The following is a 25,065-nucleotide window of genomic DNA, read 5'->3' as shown; positions in this document are numbered from 1 at the left end:
TATCTGACGGCGGCCGCTCTGGCGCGCTCTGCACAGCCTGTGGACAGACCTCCGCGCGACTGCTCCCACTCTTGGTAAGTCCCTGAAGCGGGGGCGCATGGTGCGGTCGGATGATCACATCGGCGTCGTCTGCCGGGTCACTCCGTGGGCGGGGGCGGGACGACGATGCGGTTCGTGGGCGGGGGTGGGCCGGTCGGGGTGCTGCCGCCCGAGCTGCCTGCGTTGCCGCCGGAGCCTCCGCTGCTGCCGCCGTTGGATCCGCCCGTGCTGCCGCCGGTCGAGCCGCCGCTGGATCCGCCCGTGGAGCCGCCCGTCGAGCCGCCGTTCGAGCCTCCTGTGGAGCCCGTCGGCGGTGCCGACGTGGGCGGGCCCGACGTCGGGGGACCGGAGGTCTCCGGCGGTGCCGTGGTCGTGGGCGGGGCCGTCGTCGGCGGTGCCGTCGTGGCGGGCGGCGCGGTGGTCTCCGGGACGCGGTTGTCGTTGCTGTTGTCCGCCGGGACCTCGAAGTCCACGACCGGCTCGCCGGCCAGCGCGGCCTTCATGTAGTCGGTCCACATCCGGGTGGGCAGGTTGCCGCCGTCCACGCGGGCCAGGCCCGCGGTGCCGTTCATGGACTCGAACTCGTTCGTGGTCGGGTTCTGCCGGAACATCCCGATCGCGGTGGACAGCTGCGGCGTGTAGCCGACGAACCAGGCCGACTTGTTCTCGTCCGTGGTGCCGGTCTTGCCGGCCGCCGGGCGGCCCAGCGCGCGGGCCCGTGCGCCGGTACCGGTCTGCACGACGGACTGCAGCACCTCGTTGACGCTGTTGGCCTCGTCCTCGCTGTACGCGGACTTCTTGTCGTGGTCCGGCAGCCCGATCTCGTTGCCGTTGCGGGTCAGCTGCTCGACCGAGTACGCGTCGACGCGCGTGCCCTGCCCGGCGAACGTGGCGTACGAGCCGGCCATGTCCAGCGCGCTGGGCGACGCGGTGCCGAGCGACACCGCGGGGTTCGTGTTCAGACCCGGGGTGTTCTCCGGCAGACCGGCCCGTACCGCGTCCTCGACCACCCGGTCGGTGCCGACGTCCACGCCGAGCTGCGCGTAGACGGTGTTCGCCGAGACGTCCATGGCCCGGGACAGCGTGACCATGCCGTAGTCGCGCCCGTCCTCGTTGCCCGGCTGCCAGGGCTTGCCGCCCTCCATCACGGGCTTGCCGTTGGGGTACGTGATGACCACGTCGTCGTCGCCGTCGTACCGCGTCTGCGGCGTGACCGGCACGCGCTTCTTGCCCTTCTGCGCGCCTTCGCGCAGGCCCGAGGCCAGCACATACGGCTTGAACGTCGAGCCGACCTGCACATCGCGGCGCGTCGCGCTGTTGACGTACTGCTTCACGTAGTTGGGCCCGCCGTAGATGGCCACGATCTTGCCGGTGCCGACCTCGACCGAAGCGCCGCCGACCCGGACCCCGACATCCTTCGCGCGCGCCTCCGGATCCAGGTTGTCCGCCAGGGAGTTCTGCACGGTGTCGTACATGGCCTGGGTCTTGGCCTTGTCGAACGTCGTCTTGATCGTGTAGCCGCCGGCCGCGAGCAGCTGCTCGTCGACGATGTTGTTCTCCAGCAGGTACTGCTTGGCGGTCTCGACGAGGTAGCCGTTCATGCCCTCCAGACCGGGCTGGGTCTGCGGGTCGAGCGGTTCGGGGAAGACCATTGCGGCGCGCTGCTCGGCGGTCAGCCACTTGGACTTGACCATGCCGTCCAGGACGTAGTTCCAGCGCGCGATGGCGTTCGCGCGGCCGCGGGCGGTCGTGTTCTTGACGTCGTAGGCGCTCGGCGCGTTGACCAGTGCGGCCAGGTACGCGCCCTGCTCGACGGTCAACTGCGAAGCGTCCACGCCGTAGTAGGCCTGCGCGGCGGCCTGGATGCCGTACGCGCCGCGCCCGAAGTACACCGTGTTCAGGTAGCCCTCGAGGATGTCGTCCTTGGACTCGGTGCGGTCCATCTTGATTGCGATGACCGCTTCCTTGAACTTCCGCGACAGCGTCTGTTCCTGCGTCAGGTAGAGGTTCTTCACGTACTGCTGCGTGATGGTGGAGCCGCCCTGCAGCGACGATCCGCCGCTGGTGACCGACTTGGCCAGGCCGCGCAGCGTGCCGGTCAGGGAGATGCCGGAGTCGGTGTAGAAGCTGCGGTTCTCGGCGGCCAGGAACGCCTGCTGGACCGGCTTGGGGACGGTCGACAGCGGCACGTTCTGCCGGTTCGTGGAGCCGGTCCGGACGATCTCGCTGCCGTCGCTCCACTGCCAGATGTTGCTCTGCTTGGTGGCCGTGGCGTTCGCGTGCGAGGGGATCGGGGTGATGGCGTACACCACGCCCACGCCGAGGAAGAGCAGCCCGAGGCCGAGCAGCACTGTGGTGGCCACGTGCTTGAACGACGGGATCCAGCGCCGGACGCCGGTCCGGCCGGACCGCGGGTAGTCGACGAGGCGGCGCCGCCGGACGGCGCTCACGGCAGGCGCGGCCGGAGGGCGGCCGCCCGCGGGTGCGCCGGGACCCGGGGTCTGCTTCGCCACTCCGTCACCACTTCCGCCGTACCGACATGCCTCCCCGATCTTGAAGGCGATGGTATGTCGATAAATCGGAAAAAGTGATGTTGCTGCTGGTTTGCCGGGCGTGCCGCGGACGCGCCCGGCCGCGGCGTCCGAGCCGAACGAGGCAGGTCGGACCGGGGATTGCGGCGGTGCGCCCGGTACCCGGGCCCGGGAGTACCAGGCCGGGAAATGAGAGTTAGGCCACGGCCGCCGGGGCGGCGGACGTGCGCTGCGACGGCCGGCCGGCCTCCGGCTACGCCGCGGGAGCGGCTTTGAAGGCGGCCTCGGCGGCAGCCTCGGGGGCGGCCTCAGGGGCTGCCGCTACGCGACCACGACCACGAGGGTTCCGATGTCCACGAACTGGTACATCGCGAGGCTGTCCGGGACCGTCTCGCGCACGCCCGCGTTCTTGGCCTTGTTGGACGCGGTCGGCTTCGCGGTGGCCTTGCCGGTCGCCTTGCGCGTCGCGGTCCCCGACGGGCTGGTGGACGGGGCGATCGGGGTGGGCGCGTTCGCCGCGATTATCTCGGCGAGCGGGGTCTCGGTGCCGCTGAAGCCGTAGACGAGGTTGCCCGCCCGCTTGATCACCACGGTGTTGACGATCTTCAGGCCGTCGCCGCCCGACTGCGGGCCGGTCGTCTTGCCCTCGACCCGGTAGTTGCCCACCGGGGTGAGTGCCGTGCCAGGGGCCACGCTGTATGTGCGCAGCACCTTGTCCTTGCCTTCTTCCAGGCCGACCAGCCACACGCGGTTCTGCCCGACCGAGTAGACGACGCGCTTACCGCTGCCCGAGCCGTTCGGCACGCCCGGGTCCGGTGCCGTGGTCGGCGGCTGCGGTTCCTGCGGCGCGCCGCCGCTGGGCGGAGGGGCGGTGGACGACGTTATCGCCGCCCTGCGGTCCTTGGGTGCGCTGTCCGAGGCCTGCCAGGCCAGTGCGCCCACGCCGATCAGCGCCGCGACCGTGATGCCCGCGACCGTCGTACCCGGATTCGCCATTGCCGTGCCTCTCGGAGAACCGCCGAACCTTCTGCCCTGCCCGGTCCCGAGTCGGAGGCCGGGACAGGATTTCCTGGCACACATCGTGCCAGCAGGGCGGGGCCTGCCGTGGCCGGGCGGCCCGCAGCTGTGGAAAATCCGTCAGTGGGTCTGCATCTTGCCGTTCAGCCACAGGAACGCGGGCTCGATCAGCTGCCGCCACGTCGCCGTCACGTGCCCGCCCCGCGGCACGGTGTACGCCTCGGCGGGCACGCCGGCCTGCTGCGCAGCCGCCACGAGTTCGTCGCTGTAGCGCGACAGGCCCACCTCGTCCTCCTTGCTGGTCATCAGCCACAGCGAGGCGTCCGGCGCGGGCTTGTGGTGGCCCAGCAGCCACAGCGCGCTGTTGCGGTCGCGCAGGTCCTTGTCGCCGCCGAAGGCCGACGCGTCGCCCTTGAAGTCGTCGCCCGCGATGCTCATGCCGTAGTGGAACGCCTGCGGGAACTGCACGGCCAGCTTCGCGGCGCACGTGCCGCCCGTCGAATAACCGAGCGCCGCCCACTTCTTGGGGTCGCTCGCCACCCGGAAGTTGCTGATCACCATCGTCCGGACGTCGTCGGCCAGCCAGGTCGCCCGGTTGCCCTTGCCGGGCACGTCGCTGCACTGGGTGTTCGTGGTGTTGTTGCCGATGTCGGCGACGACGAGGACGAACGGCTGCACGCGGCCGTCCGCGAACAGCGGCTCGACCTGTTTCTGCACGTTCATCGCCCCGCCGCCCACCCAGCCCGAGTTGGTGCCCGGGATGCCATGCAGCAGCATCACGACCGGGAACTCGCGGTCCTTGTTCGCCGGGTCGTCGTACTGCGGCGGGGTGTACACGTCGACCTCGCCGGTGACGCCGGACTTGGGCCCGGTGAAGTCGGTCTTCACGAAGCGTCCCGAGTACGGCTTGAACTGCTGGGTGCCGTTGTGCGGCACGCCGCTCGCGGGAGTCGTGCCCGGCGCCGCGCCGCCCGGCCCGGCATGCCCGGCGCCTCCGGGGTGCGGGGTGCCCGGCGCGGAGGCCTGGCCGGCCGTCACGTCGCCCACGTCCTGCCCGAACAGGTCGGCCCAGGTCACGTAGAACGGCCCGAGGGTCTTGTTGGTGATGATCAGCGCGCACAGCGCGGCGACGACCTGGCCGGTGACGACGAGGCCGGTACGCCCGGCTATGTGGCTCGCCTTGCGCTGCGCGAGCCGGGGCCACACGGCGACGGTCACCGCGATCACCGCGAGCAGGAGCAGGACGGTCAGCCACATGAACGGCGTACCGGCAGGACCCATGGGTGCGTGCTCCTTGCTGCTGCTTGCTCTCGGCGGTGCGGGGGAGGGACGGGAGAGATGCGGGAGGATTTGGTGTGCTTTGCGCCGTTTCAGGCACATCCATCCAGTGTCACCCGCGCGGCGGAGTGCTCTGGACCCGCCCCACCCCGCCCTGACCCGGCCAGGTCGGCGGCGCTCCCGGGATAGCCTGGGCCGGTGCTTCTGCTCGCTTTCGATACCGCCACCCCCGCAGTGACCGTCGCTCTGCACGACGGATCCGGCGTCGTGTCCGGTTGCACCCAGGTCGACGCCCGCCGCCACGGCGAGCTGCTGGTCCCCGGCATCGTCGCGGCGCTGGCCGAGGCCGGCCGCGACCGCGCCGAGCTGACCGGCATCGCGGTCGGCGTGGGCCCGGGCCCGTACACCGGCCTGCGGGTCGGCCTGATGACCGCCCGCGCGCTGGGCGACGCGCTCGGCATCCCGGTGCACGGCATCTGCACCCTGGACGCCCTTGCGTACGCCACCGGCCGCGACACGCCTTTCGTCGCCGCGACCGACGCGCGCCGCAAAGAGGTCTACTGGGCGCGCTACGAGAACTCCCGCACGCGCGTCGAGGGCCCGTCCGTGGGCCGCGCCGCCGATCTTGCGGAGTCCGTCGCGGGCCTGCCCGCGGTCGGCGCGGGGGCTGCGCTGTACGCCGACGCGTTCGCGTCGGTGGACGGCCCCGAGCACGTGGACGCCGCGGCGCTGGCCGCACTCGCGGTCGAGCGCCTGAAGGACGGCGGGGAGATCCTGCTGCCCGAACCGCTTTACCTGCGGCGGCCGGACGCGAAGGTGCCGGCCAACTACAAGCCTGTCGTACCGTCTTGAGGGCCTCGACCTGAGGGTTCCGTCCTGAGACAACCGTCCTGGGGGAGGACTGTCATGAACGGACCGCCGTACCCGCCGCCGCCTGCGGTGCCGCCGCCTCCGCCGCAGTACGAGGCCGGATCGGTGCCCGCCGGGTTGCCGAAGCCGGGCAACTGGGCGGTGCTCATCGAGGAGCAGATGAGCACGAACCGCCGCACCACGGTGCGGGTCGTGGCCTGGGCCGCCGACCGTGCCGGGGCATGCGCGGTGGCGGCTCACTACGCCCATACCTATGAGCCGCGGCACCCAAGGAGGCCGCAGAGCCGCAACGCTTTCCGGTACGACGAGGGGCACTGGACGGTGCTCATCGACGGGGCCATGGAGGCGTTCCACTTCTCGGTGCGCGTGGCAGAACACAAGGCGACCTCCCCTTAGTGGGGAGGCCGCCTTGGTCGTTCACTCACGGAAGCGATACCCCCGGGCGGGGGGCTTGAGCGGCTGCGGCCGGCAGGCCGTCCTCAGCTCGCCGGGAGGCTGTCCAGCCACCCCTCGAACCACTGGTCCACGGTGTCCAGGAAGTCGTTCCCGGTGCTCGGCCGGACCCGCAGCACCTGCGGGTCGTGGTCGCTCGCCTGGTCCGCGAACTCCGCGTTCACGTGCACGATGTCGTACTCGAACCGGGTCACCCGCGGGCTCGCCAGGATGTGGTCCAGGACCTGGCTGTTGCCGTTGAAGACGTACCCGTACTGCTCGTTCGCGGGCAGGGTCTCGACCAGCGCCTTGAGCGAGCCGTCGCCGGTCAGCGCCTGGACGGACGGCGAGAAGGCGAAGTCGTTCAGGTCGCCGAGCACCACGATGTTGGCGCGCGGGTCGGCCTTGAGGATCTCGCCCACGAAGCCGTGCAGGACCTGGGCCTGCTTGATCCGCTGCACCTCGGAGCTGCGCACCGGCGGCTGCGTGCGCGAGTCGAGCGTCTGGTCGCCGCCCTTGGACGCGAAGTGGTTCGCCACCACGAAGACCGTGCGGCCGCGGAACTTGAACTCCGCGGCGAGCGGCTTGCGGCTGCTCGTCCACGCCTCGTCGGCCGGGGCCACGCGCCCGGGGGAGAGCGTCAGCTGGGTCTGGCCGAGCCAGTTCTTGCGGACCCCGACCGCGGTGGTCGCGTCGCCGCCCGCGCGGTCGACGAACTGCACGCGCTTGGCGTCGAACAGGAAGGCGTTGCGGATGTTGCCGCCCGGCTGGCCGCCGTCCTTGCCGTCCTGCGGGTCGATGGTGCGCCACTCGTAGCGCGGGCCGCCGGCCGCCACGATCGCCTCGACCAGCTTGTCGAGGGTCTGGTTCGCGGCCACCACACCGTCGTTGACCGGCCCGGTGTTGTCCTGGATCTCCTCCAGGGCCACGATGTCCGGCGTCGACAGGTTGGTGACGATGCCGCGCGCGAGGCGGTCGAACTTGGCCTGGGCGTCCACCGGCGAGAGGTTCTCGACGTTGTAGGTCGCGATCGCCAGCTCGGTGTTGCGCTGGTCGCGGGTGACCTCGGGGGTGCGACCCGCGGAGGTCACCGTGCCGAGCGTGGTCGCGGCGATGACGTATCCGCCGAAGCTGTCGTAGTTCAGCGGCCCGGCGGTCACGCCGGACAGCGTGTCCCCGACATTGGCCTTGGGGAACGGCCTCTCGGCGAACGGGATCAGCGAGGTGACCTTGATCCGGCCGCCGTTCTGCGCCGCGTACGAGTTGTAGAGCGTGCCGCCCGCGGCGGTCGGGTTCTGCGTCGGCTCGACGGTCGCCCACAGCTCGTTGAACTCGGTGGTGGCGCCGGTGATCCGGGTGTCGGAGACCTGCACGCGCTGGCCTTCGAGCGACTCGTAGAAGTCGAGGGCGTACGCGGTCGGCTCGAGCGGGCGGGCCTCCAGGTCGCCGTCGGCGGTGTACGCGTCGGGCACCGAAGCCGCGTCCACGACCACCGCAGCGGGCAGCGCGTTGCCGGACGACGTGACCTTCCACGTGGCGCCGGTGACCTGCGTCATCGACTGGCCGTTGGACGACGCGGAGCCCGGGTAGAACTCGGTGACCTTGCCGTCGACCGCGACCAGGTCGCCGACCGCGACCTGCGGGGTGGCCGAGCCGGTGAAGACGAACAGGCCTTCGGAGGTGCGCGGGTCGGCGTCCGGTGCGGTGTCCTGGAACCAGAAGCCGCGGGCCGAGCCGAACGCCCGGATCGCGGTGACCACTCCGGGCACCGCGGTGACCTGGGTGTTGTTCTTCGGCGAGACGCGCCCGGTGCCCTGGATCTCGTGGATGCGCGCGGACGGGCCGCCGGGGCCGGGGCCCGGGTCGACCGGGCCTTCGCCGCGCGAGTTGAGCGGGGTCGGCGCGCCGGCGGCGAAGTCCGCGGCGTTGTCGTCGGTGTCGGCCAGGGCCGCGCCGCGAGCCGCCGAGGTGGCATTGGCGGTGGCCGGCGCCGGGGCGCCTTCGCGCACCACGGCGGTGCCGTAGCCGACGAGGTCGCGCACGCTCGCGTCGGCGAGGCAGTCGGCGGCGGTCAGGCAGGTCAGCGGCGTGGTGCCCTGCACGAGGGCGACGGTGCCCGCGGTACCGGACATGTTGAAGCCGCCGGACGCGTCGGGCGCGGGCAGCGGCACCGTGCCGCCGGAGCCCTTAGCCGCGGCCACGAGGTAGCGGCCGTTGGGGGCGAGCGAGCCGGTCAGCGCGATCGCCTGCCACTTGCTGGTCGGGCTGGGCGCGGCGGGCAGGTACTGCACGCTCCAGCCGTCCAGGGCGAGTGCGGTGCCGCCTCGGTTGGCCAGTTCGACGAAGTCCTGGTTCAGCGTGGCGCCGGCGTTCCCGCCGCCGCCGTACACCTCGGCGACGACCGCGTCGGCGGACGGGGCCGCGACCGCGGCCGACGGCACGAACAGCACGGGAGTGGCGGCAAGCGCGCCGGCCAGTGCGGTCGCCACCGCTCCGGACGTACGTCGCCGCCGCGCACGCGACGACAACTGACGTGATGTCACCCGAATCCTCCTGGGTCTGGCTGGGTTCTGCTCGGGGGCGAAAAGCGGAACGGATGTGCGTGGCCCGGGGAATCCGGCGCTCCCGCGAATCCTCGGGAGTGCCGGTGAACGCCGTCCGTCGCGCGGGCGACGCGAGGTGCGTGGGCGGCGGAACAACGGTCGGGAATGCGGACAAGTCGCTCCCCCGACTCTTCGCGCGTAGAACTGTGGGGCCGACATTAGGGCGTGGGCGGGGGCCTGCGGAAGATGCCGGAGTCGACGCGCGTAGCCCGCGCGGCGGGCGGACGGGCGGCGGCGGGCGCGGCCGTAGACTCGCGTCCATGACGTCCGCTCCGACACTGCGCCCTCTGCGCTGGTGGGACATCGCGCCGCTGCTGGCGCTCGAACACGACCTTTTCCCCGAGGACGCCTGGTCGCCGGGGATGTTCTGGTCCGAGCTCGCCGACCCCGAGACGCGGCACTACGTGATCGCCGAGGACGAGTCCGGCGAGATCGCCGGGTACGCCGGGCTGGCCACCGCGGGCGGCGAAGGCGATGTGCAGACCATCGGCGTACGCCGCGACCAGTGGGGGACCGGGCTGGGCGCGACGCTGCTCGCCGACCTGCTGGCCGAGGCCCGGGCGCGCGGCTGCCACCACGTGCTGCTGGAAGTGCGCGTCGACAACACGCGGGCGCAACGGCTCTACGAGCGCTTCGGGTTCGTCCCGCTCGGGGTGCGGCGCGGGTACTACCAGCCGGCGAACGTCGACGCGCTGGTGATGCGCTGCGACCTCGGGGCGTCCGAGCAGCCTGCGCCGAACGAGGGAGTGGACACCGGTGGCCGCTGACGAACCGCTGGTCCTGGGCATCGAGACCTCGTGCGACGAGACCGGCGTCGGCATCGTGCGCGGCACCACGCTGCTCGCCGACGCCGTCGCCTCCAGCGTCGACGAACACGCCCGCTACGGCGGCGTGGTCCCCGAAGTCGCCAGCCGCGCGCACCTGGAGGCGATGCTCCCCACGGTGCACCGCGCGCTGAAGGACGCGGGCGTCACGATGTCCGACATCGACGCCATCGCGGTCACCGCGGGCCCGGGGCTGGCCGGCGCGCTGCTGGTCGGCGTAGCTGCCGCCAAGGGCTACGCGATGGCCCTCGACAAGCCGGTCTACGGCGTCAACCACCTCGCCGCGCACGTGTGCGTCGACCAGCTCGAGCACGGCCGGCTGCCGGAGCCGTGCATGGCCCTGCTCGTGTCCGGCGGGCACTCGTCGCTGCTGATGGTCCCGGACGTCACCTCGGATGTGCGGCCGCTCGGCGCGACCATCGACGACGCGGCGGGCGAGGCGTTCGACAAGGTGGCCCGCGTCCTCGGGCTCGGGTTCCCGGGCGGGCCGGCCATCGACCGGCACGCGCGCGAGGGGGACCCGGCGGCGATCGCGTTCCCGCGCGGGCTCACCGGGCCGCGCGATGCGGCGTACGACTTCTCGTTCTCCGGCCTGAAGACCGCGGTGGCCCGCTGGATCGAGACGCGGCAGCGCGAAGGGCAGGCGGTGCCGGTCGCGGACGTCGCGGCGTCCTTCCAGGAAGCCGTGGTGGATGTGCTGACCCGCAAGGCGGTCCGGGCCTGCCGCGAGAACGGCGTGGAGCACCTCCTCCTCGGCGGCGGCGTCGCGGCCAACTCGCGGCTGCGCGCGCTGGCCGAGGAACGCTGCGCGGCGGCCGGCATCACCTTGCGCGTGCCGCGTCCTGCACTGTGCACCGACAACGGGGCCATGGTCGCGGCGCTCGGCGCCGAGATGGTGTGGCGCGACAGGGCGCCGTCGCTGCTCGACATCCCGGCGGACTCGTCCATGCCGGTCACCGTGACGCAGGCCTAGCGTGCGTCCACAGAAGACGGAGGACCCGCCATGACTGCACGCATCACGGCCGCCATGTGGGAGGCGAAGGCCAACCCGGGCTGCGGGGACGCGCTCGTCGACTGGGTCTATGCGACGGCGCTGCCGACCCTGGAAGGCCTGCCCGGGCTCGGGCGCGTCGAGGTGTTCCGCAGCGGTGAGGAGAGCCGCGTGGTCGTCATCAGCCTGTGGACGGGAGAGCCGGCCTGGCTGCCCGACCCGCCGGCGCGGCTGGTCGCCCGGCCGCCGCACGCCTGGGACTTCGAGCAGATCCAGCGCTGACCGGCCGCCGGAGCAGGGCCGGGACATCCGGCCCGCCCCCGGCGAGGAGGCCTGATTCACAAGCCGGGGGCGAGACGGGCCGCGCTCATGGCATCGCGCCGCCGCACGAGCCATGCCTTCAGGTCTTGAGTGTGCCCCGGTCACCCTGTGGTTTACACACGTAACCGCATTCCCGTGCCTGTCGCGGCCGGGATGGTGTATGCGCGTCGCCTAGCGTGGGGGCGGCGGCCGACGGAAAGGCATCAGGAACGGTGGCGGTGCGTACAGCAGTTCGGAGCCGGCTCGGGGTCGTGGCGGCGGTGGTCCTGGCGCTCGCCGTGTCGGCGTGCGGGGGGGCGGACGAGCCGGGCCCGTTCGGCAGCGGGACGCCGCACGGCCTGGACGTACCGGGCACCGCCTCCGCGGAGAACCCGAACGGCGCCGGAAGCCAAGGCGGTTCGGGTGCTCCCGCGCCGGGCGACGCGGCTGCCGCGGCGGCCCGCTGGGGCCTCGAACCGCTGCGCGCCGCACCGCCCGCCCCGGCGGTCAAGCCGGTCAAGGCGGACCCGGCCGCGCCGCCGGTGGTCAAGCGGATCCCCACCGACCAGAAGATCGTGTTCGTGACCATCGACGACGGCGCCGAGAAGGACCCGAAGTTCGTCGAGATGATGCGCGACCTGAAGGTGCCGTTCACGATGTTCCTGAACGACACGTACGTACGCCAGGACCCCGGCTACTTCCGGAAGTTGCAGGAGCTCGGCAACAGCGTCCAGAACCACACGCTCGACCACCCCAACATGGTCAAGCTCGGCCCGGACGCGCAGAAGCGCGAGATCTGCGGCAACTCCGACCGGATCGAGGCGGAGTACGGCACGCGCCCGTACCTCTTCCGCCCGCCCTTCGGGAACTACAACTCCACCACTGTGCAGGCCGCGGGCGGGTGCGGCGTCGGCGCTATCATCCTGTGGCGCGAGGCCATGCAGATCGGCGACATGCAATATGTGGACGCCGACAAGACGCTCAAGCCCGGCGACGTGATCCTGGCGCACTTCCGCGGGCCGTCCGACCTCAAGGGCAAGACGATGACGCAGATGATGGCCAACCTGCTCCGCAAGATCCAGGCGCAGGGTTTCGCCGTCGCGCGCCTGGAGGACTACGTCTGACCGGCCGCGCGCACCGGTCGGCCGATGAGCATCGCGGGCTGCCCGGCGACGCGCGTGAGGAACACCGTCGCGGACGCGGGGCCGCTCGGCTTCACCCGCTTGCGCACTTCCTCGGGCTCGACTGCCGAGCCGCGCTTCTTCACGGTCAGCGTCCCGATGCCGCGCTCGCGCACGAGTGCCTTGAGCTTCTTCAGGTTGAACGGCAGCACGTCCGTCAGCTCGTACGCCGTGGCGTAGGCACTGCCCACCAGCGCATCCCCGGTGATGTACGCGATCGACGGATCCACCAGCACGCCGCCGACCTCCTCCGCGACCTCGGCGACCAAGTGCGCCCGGATGACCGCCCCGTCCGGCTCGTACAGATACCGCCCCACCGGCCCGTCCGGCGCCTGCCGTTCCGCCGCCGCGGTCAGCTCCGCCCCGGACGGCAGCAAGGTGGCCCGCAGCCGCTCACCCGCGAGCCGGCCCCACCACACCACGGCTTCCTTCACATCCCCGCCGTACGAGACCCACTCGGCCTCCATGCCGGCCGGCACCACCTCGTGCGGAATGCCCGGGGCCACCTTGACCGCCCCGCACGGCACCTTCTCCGCCAGCGTGCCCACGAACGAGAACGGCGGCGAATAAGCCTCCGGGTCGAACACCCGCCCCCGCGCGGTCCGCCGCGCCGGATCCAGGAACGCCGCATCGAACCCGCCGAGCTCCATCTCGGTCACGTCCCCCTGCCGGACCTCGACCAGCCCGCCCAGCCCCAGCGCCTCGGCATTGGCCGCCGCCACCGCACAGGTCAGCCGGTCCAGGTCCACCGCCACCACCGAGATGCCCGCCCGGGCCAGGGCCAGCGCGTCGCCGCCGATCCCGCAGCACAGGTCCGCCGCCCGCCGCACCCCGGCCGCCGCGATCCGCGCCGCCCGATGCGCGGCCACTTCGGCGCGCGTCGACTGCTCCACCCCGTTCGGCGTGAAGAACATCCGGTCCGCATCGGCCCCGAACTTCACCCGCGCCCGCTGCCGCAACCGCGCCTGCGTCAGCGCCGCCGCGACCAGCTCCGCGTCATGCTCCTTGCGCAGCCGCGTCGCCCACGCCAACTCGTCCGCCGCCGCATGATCGGCCAGCACGGCCAGCAGGTCCCGGCCCTCATCCCCCAGCAGCCGCACAAAGATCTCGGAGTCCACGCCCCCATTCTCGCTGCGCGGACCCCGCACCCCGCACCGGACGGCCCGAGGCCGGCCGCCCCGGTCGCGGCGCGGGGGACTCCCACCACCCCCGAGCCGACTCCGGCAGATCCCGCCCCGGCCTAAATTCCCCCGCCGCCCCCGCCGCCGCGCATCCAGGCGGTGGCCCCCGCCGCCCGCTCCGCAGCCTCCCCGCTGCCGACCGGCGCGTCTCCGACACGCTGCAGCCCGGAGTCTCCGGCCGCGGCCCGCTCGGGCGACCTGACCGCCCACACCACGAGCACGGCGACCGCGGCGACCGCGACAACCCCGGCAAAGACCAGCACCGACACGTCCACAGGACCTCCCCGATTCTGCTGGACCTCCCATGATCGCCCGGCCTGGCCGGCAGGCCACTGCGCCCCGATGAACTCCGCATGAACACCAGGAAGTTGCCGGACTCGCCCCACGCCCCCCGGCGCACACGCCGACGCCACGACCCGGTGGCGGGGCTCCAAATCAGGGGACAGGGAGGCCGCTTTGCCGCAGTCGTCCGGCGTGATCACGGCCCGGCGAGAGCTCCACGGAATCGCCCCCTGAAAGGGCTCCGCGTTCCCCCGCAGGTGGGACCGAGGCCCCGATGATTGGCACTCTAGTTGACGGAGTGCTAAGCGGACCTTAGGGTCTGTGATTGGCACTCTCCCTATGAGTGTGCCAACACGCGACGGGCAGGTCCGGCACCCGCGACGACGGGCTTACCTGGTCGCCACCTGACAATTACCCCGTGAGATCTCCGAAGGGGGAGGTCGGATCGTGACGACCGCCAGCACCAAGGTTGCCATCAAGCCGCTTGAGGACCGCATCGTGGTCCAGACGCTCGAAGCCGAGCAGACCACGGCCTCGGGCCTGGTCATTCCGGACACGGCGAAGGAGAAGCCCCAGGAGGGCGTCGTCCTGGCCGTCGGCCCGGGCCGCTTCGAGGACGGGCAGCGCCTGCCGCTCGACGTGAAGGTCGGCGACGTTGTCCTGTACAGCAAGTACGGCGGCACCGAGGTGAAGTACAACGGCGAGGAGTACCTCGTCCTCTCGGCGCGCGACGTTCTCGCGATCATCGAGAAGTGACATCGCGGCCCGGGGATGAACCCGGGCCGCTGATTCAGCGACCCGCCCCGGGCACCCCGACTGGGGCGCCCGGGGCGGTGTCGTTGCGTGCGCCACGCACAGCCGTAGAGGACCAGGAACAGAGGACTCACATCCCATGCCCAAGATTCTGCAGTTCGACGAGCACGCCCGCCGTTCGCTGGAGCGCGGCGTCAACGCGCTCGCGGACGCGGTCAAGGTGACGATCGGCCCCAAGGGCCGCAACGTCGTCATCGACAAGAAGTTCGGCGCGCCGACCATCACCAACGACGGCGTGACCATCGCCCGCGAGGTCGAGCTCGACGACCCGTACGAGAACCTCGGCGCGCAGCTCGCGAAGGAGGTGGCGACCAAGACCAACGACATCGCGGGTGACGGCACCACCACCGCGACCGTGCTGGCCCAGGCCCTGGTACGCGAGGGCCTGCGCAACGTCGCGGCCGGCGCCGCGCCGATGGACCTCAAGAAGGGCATCGACGCCGCGGTCAAGGCCGTGTCGGACGAGCTGCTCGGCACCGCCCGCGCGATCGACGGCAAGGAGGACATCGCCAACGTCGCCGCGCTGTCCGCCCAGGACCGCCAGATCGGCGAGCTCATCGCCGAGGCCATGGACAAGGTCGGCAAGGACGGTGTCATCACCGTCGAAGAGTCGAACACCATGGGCCTGGAGCTGGAGTTCACCGAGGGCCTGCAGTTCGACAAGGGCTACCTGTCGCCGTACATGGTGACCGACCAGGAGCGCATGGAAGCGGTCCTGGAGGAGCCCTACATCCTCATCAACCAGGGCAAGATCTCGGCGATCTCCGAGCTCCTCCCGATCCTCGAGAAGATCATCCAGGCGGGTGGCAACAAGCCGCTGCTGATCGTCGCCGAGGACATCGAGGGCGAGGCGCTCTCCACCCTGGTGGTCAACAAGATCCGCGGCACGTTCAACGCCGTCGCGGTCAAGGCCCCGGGCTTCGGCGACCGCCGCAAGGCGATGCTGGAGGACATGGCCATCCTGACCGGCGGCCAGGTCATCGCCCCCGAGGTCGGCCTCAAGCTGGACCAGGCCGGTCTCGAGGTGCTCGGCACCGCGCGCCGCGTGACCATCACCAAGGACGCGACCACGGTCGTGGACGGGGCCGGCGAGTCGGACAAGATCGCCGACCGGGTGCGCCAGATCAAGGCCGAGATCGAGAACACCGACTCCGACTGGGACCGCGAGAAGCTCCAGGAGCGCCTCGCGAAGCTGGCCGGCGGCGTGTGCGTGATCCGCGTGGGTGCGGCCACCGAGGTCGAGCTCAAGGAGAAGAAGCACCGTCTGGAGGACGCGGTCTCCGCGACCCGTGCGGCCATCGAGGAGGGCATCGTCGCGGGCGGCGGCGCCGCTCTCGTGCACGCCTCCTCGGTGCTGGAGGGCAACCTCGGCCTGTCCGGCGACGTCGCCACCGGCGTCTCCGTGGTGCGCCGCGCGATGGTCGAGCCGCTGCGCTGGATCGCCGAGAACGCGGGCCTCGAGGGCTACGTCATCGTCAACAAGGTGCAGGAGCTCGAGGTCGGCCACGGCTTCAACGCGGCCTCCGGCGAGTACGGCGACCTGCTGAAGGCCGGCGTCATCGACCCGGTCAAGGTCACCCGCTCCGCGCTGCAGAACGCCGCGTCGATCGCGTCGCTGCTGCTCACCACCGAGTCGCTGGTCGTCGAGAAGCCGGCCGAGGCCGAGGCCTCGCACGGCCACAGCCACGGCGGCCACGGCCACAGCCACTGACGCGGACATCGCATCGGTACTGGCGTAGATAGGTTCGGACGTACGTAGCTGCCGGGTCCGCCCGGCGGTCGCGGCGCAGTGGTCGGCCCGGCCGGCCGCGGGCGCGTGGTACGTCTGCACCGAGCTTGCGGGCCCGGTCCCCTTCGGGGGCCGGGCCCGTTCGCGTACCTGGTGAGCGTCACAGCGCGGGGTCCTTCCAGGTGCGGACGCGTTCTGCGAAAGTGCAGGCAGTGCCGCGCCTGACGTTGCGTCAGAACACCGCTGCGGCAGGGTTCGGCGGCCAACGGCCAAGAACAAGGGAGAACCATGGGTACGTACGCGATCACTGGTGCGGCTTCGGGCCTCGGGGCGGCCACCAAGGCCCGTCTGGAGGCGGACGGGCACCGGGTCATCGGCGTCGACCTGCAGGGCAGCGACGTGAACGTGGACCTGTCCACGGCCGAGGGGCGCGCCGAGGCGGTCGAGCGGATCACCGAGCTCGCCGGGGACTCCCTGGACGGCTTCGCGCCGTTCGCGGGCCTGGCCGCGGCGACCGGCCGCCCCGGTTCGCTGATGGTGTCGGTGAACTACTTCGGCGCGATCGTGCTGCTCGAAGGCCTGCGCCCGCTGCTGGCCAAGGCCGAGAAGCCGTCGGTCGTGCTGGTGAGCTCGAACTCCACGACGTGCCAGCCGAACTGGCCGGTGGAGCTGGCCGAGCTGTGCCTGGCCGGCGACGAGGCAGCGGCGCGCGAGGCGGCCGACAAGGATCCGCTGGGCTCGTACCCGGCGGCCAAGGCGGCGCTGGCGTACTACGTGCGCACGAAGGGCGTCTCGGAGGAGTGGATCGGCGCGGGCATCCGCCTCAACGCGATCGCCCCGGGCCTCATCGAGACCCCGATGACCGCGGCGGGCAAGGTCGACCCGCTGACCGCCGAGGGCATGAAGATGTTCCCGCTGCCGATCGGCCGCGGCGGCCGCCCGGAGGAGATCGCGGCGCTCACCGCGTTCCTGCTCGGCCCGGAGTCGACGTTCTTCGTCGGCTCGGTGGTCTTCTCGGACGGCGGCACCGACGCGCTGCTGCGCGGCAAGGACTGGCCCGCGATGTGGGAGCTGGACCTGTCCGCCTTCGGCATGTGAGGCCGGCGGCCCGGTGCCGCGGCCGCGTACGACACGTGTCGTGCCGGCCCCGGCCCCCGCTCCGCGCAGGATGACGGTGCCCCCGTCCCGAATCCTCGGGACGGGGGCACCGTCATCTGCGGGTCACCCCGCGGTGGTCACATCGGTCCTGTTGAGCATCCGGCGCCTGCCGTCCATTTCGACGCGGTCGTCCTCGGTGAGGCCGCCCCAGACGCCGTAAGGTTCGCGTACCGCGAGCGCGTGTTGCGCGCACTGCATGCGGACCGGGCAGCGCTGGCACACCTCCTTGGCCGCAGCCTCCCGCGCGACCCTCGCCGCGCCGCGTTCGCCCTCCGGGTGGAAGAACAGCGCGCTGTCGACACCTCGGCAGGCGGCGGACAACTGCCAGTCCCACAGGTCGGCGTTCGGGCCGGGGAGCCGTGAGAAATCAGCCATGAGTCGTCCCTCGGGTTCAGGGGCAATTGCAGGGTCGTACCTGTGCCGTCACGGTCACTGTGCGGATCGCTCCGCAAGAGGTGGCATGACCATGCGATCAAACGATGGTGCGAAAGTGCCACAGAATGATCAGTTCCATGCATATATCGGTCTTATGCGCGAAAACCAGTAAAAAATATGTGCCTCTGGCGGGTGAGCGCGTGTCGCTCGGAAAGGTCACCGCGTCGGCGTGCCCTCCGATGGGGTCGGCTCGTTGTGGTAGCGGCGGGCCGAAGGTCCCCGAACTACCCGCGACTCGACCCCGTAACCCTTTCGGGTGACGGTCGTTGGTGATGAATGAGGCGGTCGGCGGTTCGGCTCCCGTGCACAGGGCGGGCGGGCCACACTTTTTGATCACCGATCGCGAAGGCAACGGAACGTACAGGCGTGGAGGCTCAACGTGACGCGGATCTGCTGCGGAGGCCGGCGATGACGACCGTCCTGGTCTGCGACGATTCCCCGCTGGTTCGGGAGACGCTGCGGCGCGCGGTGGCCACGGTGCCCGGCGTCGAGCGGGTGACGACCGCCACGAGCGGCGAGGAGGTGCTGCGCCGCTGGGGCGCCGAGCGCTCCGACCTCGTGCTCATGGACGTGCGCATGCCCGGGCTCGGCGGTGTGGAGGCCGTACGGCGGCTGCTGGCCGGCGACCCGGGGGCCCGGGTGATCATGCTGACGATGGCCGAGGACCTCGACGGCGTGGCCCTCGCGGTCGCCGCGGGTGCCCGCGGCTACCTGCACAAGGACGCGTCGCGCGCGGAACTGCGCGCCACCGTCTCGCAGGCGCTCGCCGACCCGACGTGGCGGCTGGCCCCGCGCCGGCTCCGCTCCGCGGACATGGGCGTCGCGCCGACCCTCACGGCCCGGGAGATCCAGGTCCTCGAGGGCATGAGCCACGGCCGGAGCAACGCGGAGATCGGCCGCGAGCTGTTCCTGTCCGAGGACACCGTCAAGACGCACGCGCGCCGGCTGTTCAAGAAGCTCGGCGCCTCGGACCGCGCGCACGCGGTCGCACTGGGCTTCCGATGGGGCCTCGTGCGCTGATTCGCCGAGGGATCACGGCCCTGCGGGAGGCCTCCGGGACGACCGGGGCGAACCGCAGGGTCCGCGGCCCGGCATACTGAATCTCATGGGCGGGATCGCCGAGCGCATGCCGGACAGACCGGACAGGGCCGACAGCCGGGCAGACGACGGCATGCGTGCCGTGGTCGTCCGGGCTGTCCAGGGGGACCTGCAGGCCACCGACGAACTCCTGGCATACGTGCGCCCGCTGGTGCTGCGGTACTGCCGGGCGAGGCTCGGCCGGGTGCCCGGCGCCGAGCATGCCGCGGACGACGCGGCCCAGGAAGTGTGCCTCGCGGTGCTGTCCGCACTGCCGCGCTACCGCGACGAGGGGCGCCCGTTCGAGGCGTTCGTCTTCGGCATCGCCGCGCACAAGGTGGTCGACGTGCAGCGGGCCGCGGTCCGCGCCGCGGTGCCGACCTGCGATCTGCCCGAGGCCATCGACGACTACCCGGGTCCCGAGGACCAGGTGGTGCGGCGCAGCGACGCCGCCCAGGCCCGCGCGCTGCTCGGCCGGCTGCCCGACAACCTGCGTGAACTCCTCGTCCTGCGGGTCGCCGTGGGCCTGTCCGCGGAGGAGACCGGCCGCGCCATGGGCATGTCGCCGGGCGCCGTGCGGGTCGCGCAGCACCGGGCGCTGTCCCGGCTCCGCGCGCTGGCCGAGGAGGAGATGACCGCGTGAACGCAGGGATCCCCGGGATGCGGAAGTTGCGGGTCGGCCCGCCGACCCCGCGGGCGCTCGCCGATCTGGGGCTCCTGCGCCGCGACGACGAGTTCGTGGAGACGCTGCGCCGCCGGTCCGCGCGTACTTCCGGGGACCGGGTGTCCCGGCTCTTCCAGGCGCTGCTCGCCGAGGTGGACGCGAATCCGGCGGGCCGCCGCCCGGTCGGCGAGCGCTGCTGACCCGGTCCGGGGCGGCGGGTCCCGGCGGCCGGGCGGTCCTGGGTCCAAGGCCCGTCGGAGCCGAGTAGCATGGGGGGCCATCCCTTTGGCACACCACCGGGGCCGCTGTTCCGGCATGGACGGCGGGCTCACCGGCGGAGTCGTCGTTTTCCCTCGCCCGTGCGGCGGAGGGCGGCCGCAGTGTCGAAAGTGTCGAACCGGCCGAACCACTCGGCCGGCTCGCCGACCGGATCCCGTGCGGGACCGGCAGCGGCGATGACTTCGAACCGGAACCGGAAGGTGTCATGAGTCTCACGGCCGACGGCGTACCCGAGAAGTTCGCGATGCTCGGGCTGACCTACGACGACGTCCTGCTGCTGCCGGGTGCGTCGGACGTCGTGCCGAGCGAGGTCGACACCGCGTCGCGGGTCACGCGCAACATCACCGTGCGCATCCCGCTGCTGTCGTCCGCGATGGACACCGTCACCGAGTCCCGCATGGCCATCGCGATGGCCCGCCAGGGCGGCGTCGGCGTGCTGCACCGCAACCTGTCGATCGAGGACCAGGCCGGCCAGGTCGACCTGGTCAAGCGGTCCGAGGCCGGCATGGTCATCGACCCGATCACCATCGGTCCGGACGCCACGCTGCGCGAGGCCGACGAGCTGTGCGGGCGCTACCGCATCAGCGGCGTCCCGGTCACCGACGAGAACGGCCGCCTGCTCGGCATCGTCACCAACCGCGACCTGCGCTTCGAGGTCGACCACGCGCGCAAGGTCCGCGAGGTCATGACGCCGATGCCGCTGGTCACCGGACCGGTGGGGATCGCCGGCGAGGAGGCGATGGAGCTCCTGCGCCGCCACAAGGTCGAGAAGCTGCCGCTGATCGACGACGCGGGCCGGCTCAAGGGCCTGATCACCGTCAAGGACTTCGTCAAGAGCGAGAAGTACCCCAACGCCACCAAGGACGCGGACGGTCGCCTGGTCGTCGGTGCCGCGGTCGGCACCGGCGAGGACAGCTTCCGCCGCGTGCAGGCGCTGGTCGAGGCGGGCGTCGACTTCATCGTGGTGGACAGCGCGCACGGCCACTCGCGCGGCGTGCTGGACATGATCGCCAAGGTCAAGGCCAACACCAAGGTCGACGTCATCGGCGGCAACGTCGCCACCCGGGACGGCGCCCAGGCGCTGATCGACGCGGGCGTGGACGGCGTCAAGGTCGGCGTCGGCCCCGGCTCGATCTGCACCACCCGCGTCATCGCCGGCGTCGGCGCGCCGCAGGTCACCGCCATCTACGAGGCCTCGCTCGCATGCGGCCCGGCGGGCGTCCCGGTCATCGGCGACGGCGGCCTGCAGTACTCCGGCGACATCGCCAAGGCGATCGCCGCGGGCGCCGACACGGTCATGCTGGGCAGCCTGCTCGCGGGCTGCGAGGAGAGCCCCGGCGAGCTGATCTTCATCAACGGCAAGCAGTTCAAGAGCTACCGCGGCATGGGCTCGCTGGGCGCCATGCAGTCGCGCGGCCAGGCCAAGTCGTTCTCCAAGGACCGCTACTTCCAGGACGACGTGCTCTCCGAGGACAAGCTCGTCCCCGAGGGCATCGAGGGCCAGGTGCCGTACCGCGGCCCGCTGTCCGCGGTCGCGCACCAGCTCATCGGCGGCCTGCGGGCCTCGATGGGGTACGCGGGCGCGCCGACGGTCCCCGAGCTCAAGGTGCGCGGGCGTTTCGTCCGGATCACCTCGGCCGGCCTGCGCGAGTCGCACCCGCACGACATCAACATGACGGTCGAGGCGCCGAACTACTCGTCGCGCTGACCGGAGTTTTCCGTCCGGGGCGGTCGGGAACCTGAGGTTCCGGGCCGCCCCGTACGCTTGTCCGCGGGCCTGTCGTATGAACGGCGGCCCGAAACCGCGCACCGCACGGGCGGCTGTCCCCACGACAGGCCCGCGCGGACCGGCGGTACGTCCGCTCGGCGGTCCGACCGGACGCCGAGCACCCGAGAACGGCAGGAGAGGCGCAACGTGACTGAGGTCGAGATCGGTCGAGGCAAGCGCGGACGGCGTGCCTTCCACTTCGACGACGTCGCCATCGTCCCGAGCCGGCGCACCCGGGACCCCGAAGAGGTCTCGATCGCCTGGCAGATCGATGCGTACCGGTTCGAGCTGCCGTTCCTGACCGCGCCGATGGACAGTGTGGTCTCGCCGGAGACGGCGATCGCGGTGGGCCGGATGGGCGGCCTCGGGGTGCTCAACCTCGAAGGCCTGTGGACCCGCTACGAGGACCCGACCGCGCTGCTCCAGGAGATCGGCACGCTCGACGAGGCCTCCGCCACCCGGCGCATGCAGGAGATCTACGCGGAGCCGATCAAGGCCGAGCTGATCGGCGAGCGCATCAAGCAGATCCGCGACGCGGGTGTGGTGACCGCGGCGGCGCTCTCGCCGCAGCGCACCGCGCAGTACCACAAGGCCGTGATCGACGCGGGCGTGGACATCTTCGTGATCCGCGGCACCACGGTGTCCGCCGAGCACGTCTCCGGGCGCGCCGAGCCGCTGAACCTCAAGCAGTTCATCTACGACCTCGACGTGCCGGTCATCGTCGGCGGCTGCGCGACCTACCAGGGCGCGCTGCACCTCATGCGCACCGGCGCGGCCGGCGTGCTGGTCGGCTTCGGCGGCGGCGCGGCGCACACCACGCGCGGCGTGCTGGGCGTCGCGGTGCCGATGGCGACGGCCGTCGCGGACGTGGCCGAGGCCCGCCGCGACTACCTCGACGAGTCGGGCGGCCGCTACGTGCACGTCATCGCGGACGGCAGCGTCGGCCGCAGCGGCGACATCGCCAAGGCGGTCGCGTGCGGTGCGGACGCCGTCATGATCGGCTCCGCGCTGGCCCGCGCCACGGACGCGCCGGGCGGCGGCGTGCACTGGGGCTCCGAGGCCCACCACCCCGAACTGCCGCGCGGGCGCCGTATGAACCTGGGCGCGGTCGGCACGCTGGAGGAGGTGCTCAACGGGCCGTCGCACGTCTCGGACGGCTCGATGAACCTCTTCGGCGCCCTGCGCCGGGCGATGGCGACGACCGGCTACACCGAGCTGAAGAAGTTCCAGCAGGTCGAGGTGACGGTCTCCCCGGCCCACTGAGTCGGACGACACACCACGGCGGCCCGGCCCCCTGCGGGGGGACCGGGCCGCCGTCGCGTTTCGGACGGGCGGGGGAGAGAGCGACGAGGGCTGGAAGCGTCCTGGGTTCGACCTGCGGCTCGTCGGCGTGCGCCGCCCGGATGGGAGACACCGTTCGGCCGCTGCCGCGTGGCGGCAGGACGGGTGGCAGCGGAACGCCAGCCGCCGTAGTGGGGGCGGAAGGTCCGCAGGAGCCGAGGCGCGTCCGCCGGTTCCGCCCGCGTCGCGTGGGTGTGCCGACCCGGCGTGAAGTCTCGCGCCCGCCGCTGTTGCGTGGCGGCGGGCCTGGCCGCCGAGGGCGTGAACGGCAGGAGTGGGTGCCGGGGGCGAGGCGGGCGCCGGTTCCGGGGCGGCTGCGGCGGATCGCGGGGCGTCACGCACCGGGGCGCGAGCCGCCGTGGCGGGTGCCGGGTCCGGGGGCGGCGGATCGCGGGGGTGTCAGGCGCGGGTGTCCTGGAAGTGGGCCAAGGCGATGTCGAGTTGCTCGGCGTACTGCGGCCAGGCGGGGCCGTCGGGGGCGGCTATCCAGAGGTTGTAGCTCGTCGTGCCGACGCGCCAGCGGATGTCCTTGAGGTGGCGACTGCCCTCGGGAGCCGTGTACGTGTACTCCCAGGTGGCCGATGGGCCGCCGTCCCGGGTGCCTTGGTTCAGGGCGAGTTGCCGGTAGCCCGGGTACGACGCCGACGCGCGCGTCTCGTTCGCGGACCGGAGTTGCTCCGCGTAGGGGTCGGCCGTGTCGCCGCGCAGGACGCGCACCACGAGGCGGGAACTGCCGTCCGGCGACTCGTAGGCCGGGTTGCCGGACTTGTCCCGGGTCTCCTTCCAGCCCTTGGGTACGGCGACGGTGAATCCGGCGCTGTGGGTGCGGAGTTCGTAGCCGGTCGGCGGCCCTGCGGGAGGCGTCGACACCGGGGGAGTGGTGGCGGGCGCGGGAGTGCCGGCCGGCGTGGTCGAGGCGGTTGCGGGCGGTGGGCCGGTCGTCACGCCGGGGCCGGGAGCGGGGCTGTTCGCCGGGGCGGTGGTGGATGCCGACGGGGGTTCCGCGGCGCCGGTCTTCCGGCCCTCGGAGCCGTTGCCGCCGGAGGTGAGCACCAACGTTCCGGCGACACCGCCGCCGACGAGCAGGACGGCGGCCGCGATGGCGACGACGACGTTGCGCGTACGTCTTCGTCCCGGCGGCGCCGGTACCACTGGCACTACCGGTGCCGGTGCCGGGATACGCGGAGCCGAGGCGGGGCGCGGCGGCGGTCCCGAGGTGACCGTGGAGAGGTCCGGGGCCGCGGGCGGTATCGGCGGGGCGGGCGGACCGGCCGCGGCGTTCAGGGTGGTCGGAGCGTTCGCCACAGCCGAGGCTCCGGGCGGGCCGGGGTCGGCGGCCGGGCCGGGAGCAGCGCCGGGAGCAGGGCCAGGCTGTTTGGCGGCGTCGAGCGCGCGGGCGACCGCTGCGGCGTCCGGTCGGGCTGCCGGGTCCTTGGCGAGCAGGGCGTCGATCAGCCCGGCGAGCGGCCCGGCCTGGGTCGCGGGCGCGTGCGGCTCGTTGACGATCGCGGATATGACGGCCCACTGGTTGGCACGCCGGAAGGGGCTGCGTCCTTCGACCGCGACGTACAGCAGCACGCCGAGCGACCACAGGTCGGTCGCCGCGGTGGGCTGCAGGCCGGCGGCGCGTTCGGGGGCGAGGTACTCGAGAGTGCCGATGAAAGAGCCGGTCGCGGTGACCGACGACGCGCCTTCGACGGCGGCGATGCCGAAGTCGACGAGCACGGCCCGGCCGTCCGGCTGGATCAGGACGTTCGCGGGTTTGACGTCGCGGTGCAGGACACCGGCCGCGTGTGCGTTGGCCAGTGCGTCGAGGATGTCGGCACCGATCGCGGCCGCGGTGTGCGGGGGCAGCGGGCCCGCGGCGAGTACGGCCGCGAGGGTGCGGCCCGGCACGAGTTCCATGACGATCCACGGGAACGGTTCTTCGTCCACCACCTGGTGGACCGTCACCACGTGCGGGTTGCGCAGCCGGGCGAGGGCGCGGGCCTCGCGCAGCGCGCGGGCGTGCATGACCGCGGCTTCTTCGGCGGAGGCGTCCAGCGGCGCGCGGACCTCTTTGAGGGCGACCTCGCGGTGCAGCATGGTGTCGACGGCCCGCCACACCGTGCCCATGGCCCCGCTGCCGAGGCGTTCGCGCAGTTCGAACCGGCCGTCGCAGACGCGTCTGCCGGGCCCTGGCGCTTCCTCGTACATGTGCCTCTCCCCAAGGCCGCACGACTGTCCCACGGTCACGATGCCAGGTCCGGGCCGCCGGCGGTGCGGCCGCCCC

22 protein-coding genes are annotated in these 25,065 nt (G+C 72.3%); 14 read left to right on the top strand and 8 right to left on the bottom strand.

Annotated features, from left to right (window positions below):
* Positions 1-137 precede the first annotated feature (137 nt).
* From LZ495_RS23175 to LZ495_RS23165, 3 genes are all read right to left on the bottom strand, one after another.
* Entirely contained in the window at positions 138-2,552 is a 2,415-nt protein-coding gene (locus tag LZ495_RS23175) for a transglycosylase domain-containing protein (RefSeq protein ID WP_235054773.1), read from the bottom strand.
* A 339-nt stretch (positions 2,553-2,891) separates the two neighbouring features.
* The gene (locus LZ495_RS23170; protein WP_235054772.1) at positions 2,892-3,566 is read right to left on the bottom strand and encodes a hypothetical protein; all 675 of its coding nucleotides are present in this window, start codon (positions 3,564-3,566) and stop codon (positions 2,892-2,894) included.
* A gap of 141 nt (positions 3,567-3,707) precedes the next feature.
* Complete coding sequence (locus LZ495_RS23165) at positions 3,708-4,868, bottom strand: alpha/beta hydrolase (RefSeq protein WP_235054771.1); 1,161 nt, start codon at positions 4,866-4,868, stop codon at positions 3,708-3,710.
* Positions 4,869-5,063: 195 nt separating this feature from the next.
* On the opposite strand from LZ495_RS23165, the gene tsaB reads away from it, so the two are divergent.
* Positions 5,064-5,717, top strand: coding sequence for a tRNA (adenosine(37)-N6)-threonylcarbamoyltransferase complex dimerization subunit type 1 TsaB (tsaB, locus tag LZ495_RS23160; protein WP_235054770.1), 654 nt, complete (start codon positions 5,064-5,066; stop codon positions 5,715-5,717).
* Positions 5,718-5,771: 54 nt separating this feature from the next.
* Entirely contained in the window at positions 5,772-6,131 is a 360-nt protein-coding gene (locus LZ495_RS23155; protein WP_235054769.1) for a hypothetical protein, read from the top strand.
* 83 nt (positions 6,132-6,214) lie between these two features.
* Here the strand turns inward: LZ495_RS23155 and LZ495_RS23150 are convergent, their stop codons facing one another.
* A complete protein-coding gene (locus tag LZ495_RS23150; RefSeq protein ID WP_235054768.1) occupies positions 6,215-8,656 on the bottom strand; it encodes a DUF8508 domain-containing protein in 2,442 nt (813 codons plus the stop codon).
* Between the two features lie 374 nt (positions 8,657-9,030).
* Between LZ495_RS23150 and rimI the strand changes: the two genes are divergently transcribed.
* From rimI to LZ495_RS23130, 4 genes are all read left to right on the top strand, one after another.
* Positions 9,031-9,537 carry a ribosomal protein S18-alanine N-acetyltransferase gene (rimI, locus tag LZ495_RS23145; protein WP_235054767.1) on the top strand — a complete coding sequence of 169 codons (507 nt, stop codon included), beginning with the start codon at positions 9,031-9,033 and terminating at the stop codon, positions 9,535-9,537.
* The gene (gene tsaD / locus LZ495_RS23140) at positions 9,527-10,567 is read left to right on the top strand and encodes a tRNA (adenosine(37)-N6)-threonylcarbamoyltransferase complex transferase subunit TsaD (protein WP_235054766.1); all 1,041 of its coding nucleotides are present in this window, start codon (positions 9,527-9,529) and stop codon (positions 10,565-10,567) included. Before rimI ends, tsaD begins: the two co-directional genes overlap by 11 nt.
* 30 nt (positions 10,568-10,597) lie before the next feature.
* Positions 10,598-10,867: a hypothetical protein gene (locus LZ495_RS23135; protein ID WP_235054765.1), complete on the top strand. Its 270-nt coding sequence runs from the start codon at positions 10,598-10,600 to the stop codon at positions 10,865-10,867.
* A 257-nt stretch (positions 10,868-11,124) separates the two neighbouring features.
* Positions 11,125-12,009 carry a polysaccharide deacetylase family protein gene (locus tag LZ495_RS23130; protein ID WP_235054764.1) on the top strand — a complete coding sequence of 295 codons (885 nt, stop codon included), beginning with the start codon at positions 11,125-11,127 and terminating at the stop codon, positions 12,007-12,009.
* Here the strand turns inward: LZ495_RS23130 and LZ495_RS23125 are convergent.
* Positions 12,000-13,184 carry a class I SAM-dependent methyltransferase gene (locus tag LZ495_RS23125; protein WP_235054763.1) on the bottom strand — a complete coding sequence of 395 codons (1,185 nt, stop codon included), beginning with the start codon at positions 13,182-13,184 and terminating at the stop codon, positions 12,000-12,002. The two genes, LZ495_RS23130 and LZ495_RS23125, sit on opposite strands and share 10 nt — an antisense overlap.
* Positions 13,185-13,306: 122 nt before the next feature.
* Positions 13,307-13,522 carry a hypothetical protein gene (locus LZ495_RS23120; RefSeq protein WP_235054762.1) on the bottom strand — a complete coding sequence of 72 codons (216 nt, stop codon included), beginning with the start codon at positions 13,520-13,522 and terminating at the stop codon, positions 13,307-13,309.
* A 454-nt stretch (positions 13,523-13,976) separates the two neighbouring features.
* Here LZ495_RS23120 and groES point away from each other — a divergent pair, with 454 nt between their 5' ends.
* The 3 genes from groES to LZ495_RS23105 all read left to right on the top strand — a co-directional run bounded on the left by groES (position 13,977) and on the right by LZ495_RS23105 (position 17,169).
* The gene (gene groES, locus LZ495_RS23115) at positions 13,977-14,285 is read left to right on the top strand and encodes a co-chaperone GroES (protein WP_235054761.1); all 309 of its coding nucleotides are present in this window, start codon (positions 13,977-13,979) and stop codon (positions 14,283-14,285) included.
* 136 nt (positions 14,286-14,421) lie between these two features.
* Entirely contained in the window at positions 14,422-16,053 is a 1,632-nt protein-coding gene (groL, locus tag LZ495_RS23110; protein WP_235054760.1) for a chaperonin GroEL, read from the top strand.
* A 306-nt stretch (positions 16,054-16,359) separates the two neighbouring features.
* Complete coding sequence (locus LZ495_RS23105; RefSeq protein ID WP_235054759.1) at positions 16,360-17,169, top strand: SDR family oxidoreductase; 810 nt, start codon at positions 16,360-16,362, stop codon at positions 17,167-17,169.
* A gap of 123 nt (positions 17,170-17,292) precedes the next feature.
* Here the strand turns inward: LZ495_RS23105 and LZ495_RS23100 are convergent, their stop codons facing one another.
* A complete protein-coding gene (locus LZ495_RS23100) occupies positions 17,293-17,604 on the bottom strand; it encodes a WhiB family transcriptional regulator (protein ID WP_235054758.1) in 312 nt (103 codons plus the stop codon).
* 468 nt (positions 17,605-18,072) lie between these two features.
* On the opposite strand from LZ495_RS23100, the gene LZ495_RS23095 reads away from it, so the two are divergent.
* The 5 genes from LZ495_RS23095 (at position 18,073) to LZ495_RS23075 (ending at position 22,715) form a co-directional block, all read left to right on the top strand.
* Entirely contained in the window at positions 18,073-18,684 is a 612-nt protein-coding gene (locus LZ495_RS23095; protein WP_235054757.1) for a response regulator transcription factor, read from the top strand.
* Positions 18,685-18,790: 106 nt separating this feature from the next.
* Entirely contained in the window at positions 18,791-19,384 is a 594-nt protein-coding gene (shbA, locus tag LZ495_RS23090) for an RNA polymerase sigma factor ShbA (RefSeq protein ID WP_235054835.1), read from the top strand.
* Positions 19,381-19,605 (top strand): hypothetical protein, encoded by a 225-nt coding sequence (locus LZ495_RS23085; RefSeq protein ID WP_235054756.1) that lies wholly within the window; start codon positions 19,381-19,383, stop codon positions 19,603-19,605. Before shbA ends, LZ495_RS23085 begins: the two co-directional genes overlap by 4 nt.
* 284 nt (positions 19,606-19,889) lie before the next feature.
* Positions 19,890-21,392 carry an IMP dehydrogenase gene (gene guaB / locus LZ495_RS23080; protein WP_235054755.1) on the top strand — a complete coding sequence of 501 codons (1,503 nt, stop codon included), beginning with the start codon at positions 19,890-19,892 and terminating at the stop codon, positions 21,390-21,392.
* A gap of 207 nt (positions 21,393-21,599) precedes the next feature.
* Entirely contained in the window at positions 21,600-22,715 is a 1,116-nt protein-coding gene (locus LZ495_RS23075; RefSeq protein WP_235054754.1) for a GuaB3 family IMP dehydrogenase-related protein, read from the top strand.
* A 477-nt stretch (positions 22,716-23,192) separates the two neighbouring features.
* Here the strand turns inward: LZ495_RS23075 and LZ495_RS23070 are convergent, their stop codons facing one another.
* Positions 23,193-24,989 (bottom strand): serine/threonine protein kinase, encoded by a 1,797-nt coding sequence (locus LZ495_RS23070; protein WP_235054753.1) that lies wholly within the window; start codon positions 24,987-24,989, stop codon positions 23,193-23,195.
* Between the last annotated feature and the right edge of the window lie 76 nt (positions 24,990-25,065).

This window comes from Yinghuangia soli, assembly GCF_021502675.1.
Taxonomy (GTDB): Bacteria; Actinomycetota; Actinomycetes; order Streptomycetales; family Streptomycetaceae; genus Yinghuangia; species Yinghuangia soli.
The sequence above is the reverse complement of the archived record's forward strand: the minus strand, read 5'-3'. Positions and strand labels throughout refer to the sequence as shown.

Coding starts and splice junctions, on each gene's coding strand:
- LZ495_RS23170 (WP_235054772.1), bottom strand. CDS start 3,566: ATGGCGAATCCGGGTACGACGGTCGCGGGCATCACGGTCGCGGCGCTG.
- LZ495_RS23165 (WP_235054771.1), bottom strand. CDS start 4,868: ATGGGTCCTGCCGGTACGCCGTTCATGTGGCTGACCGTCCTGCTCCTG.
- LZ495_RS23155 (WP_235054769.1), top strand. CDS start 5,772: ATGAACGGACCGCCGTACCCGCCGCCGCCTGCGGTGCCGCCGCCTCCG.
- rimI (WP_235054767.1), top strand. CDS start 9,031: ATGACGTCCGCTCCGACACTGCGCCCTCTGCGCTGGTGGGACATCGCG.
- LZ495_RS23135 (WP_235054765.1), top strand. CDS start 10,598: ATGACTGCACGCATCACGGCCGCCATGTGGGAGGCGAAGGCCAACCCG.
- groL (WP_235054760.1), top strand. CDS start 14,422: ATGCCCAAGATTCTGCAGTTCGACGAGCACGCCCGCCGTTCGCTGGAG.
- LZ495_RS23105 (WP_235054759.1), top strand. CDS start 16,360: ATGGGTACGTACGCGATCACTGGTGCGGCTTCGGGCCTCGGGGCGGCC.
- LZ495_RS23100 (WP_235054758.1), bottom strand. CDS start 17,604: ATGGCTGATTTCTCACGGCTCCCCGGCCCGAACGCCGACCTGTGGGAC.
- LZ495_RS23095 (WP_235054757.1), top strand. CDS start 18,073: ATGACGACCGTCCTGGTCTGCGACGATTCCCCGCTGGTTCGGGAGACG.
- shbA (WP_235054835.1), top strand. CDS start 18,791: ATGCCGGACAGACCGGACAGGGCCGACAGCCGGGCAGACGACGGCATG.
- guaB (WP_235054755.1), top strand. CDS start 19,890: ATGAGTCTCACGGCCGACGGCGTACCCGAGAAGTTCGCGATGCTCGGG.
- LZ495_RS23070 (WP_235054753.1), bottom strand. CDS start 24,989: ATGTACGAGGAAGCGCCAGGGCCCGGCAGACGCGTCTGCGACGGCCGG.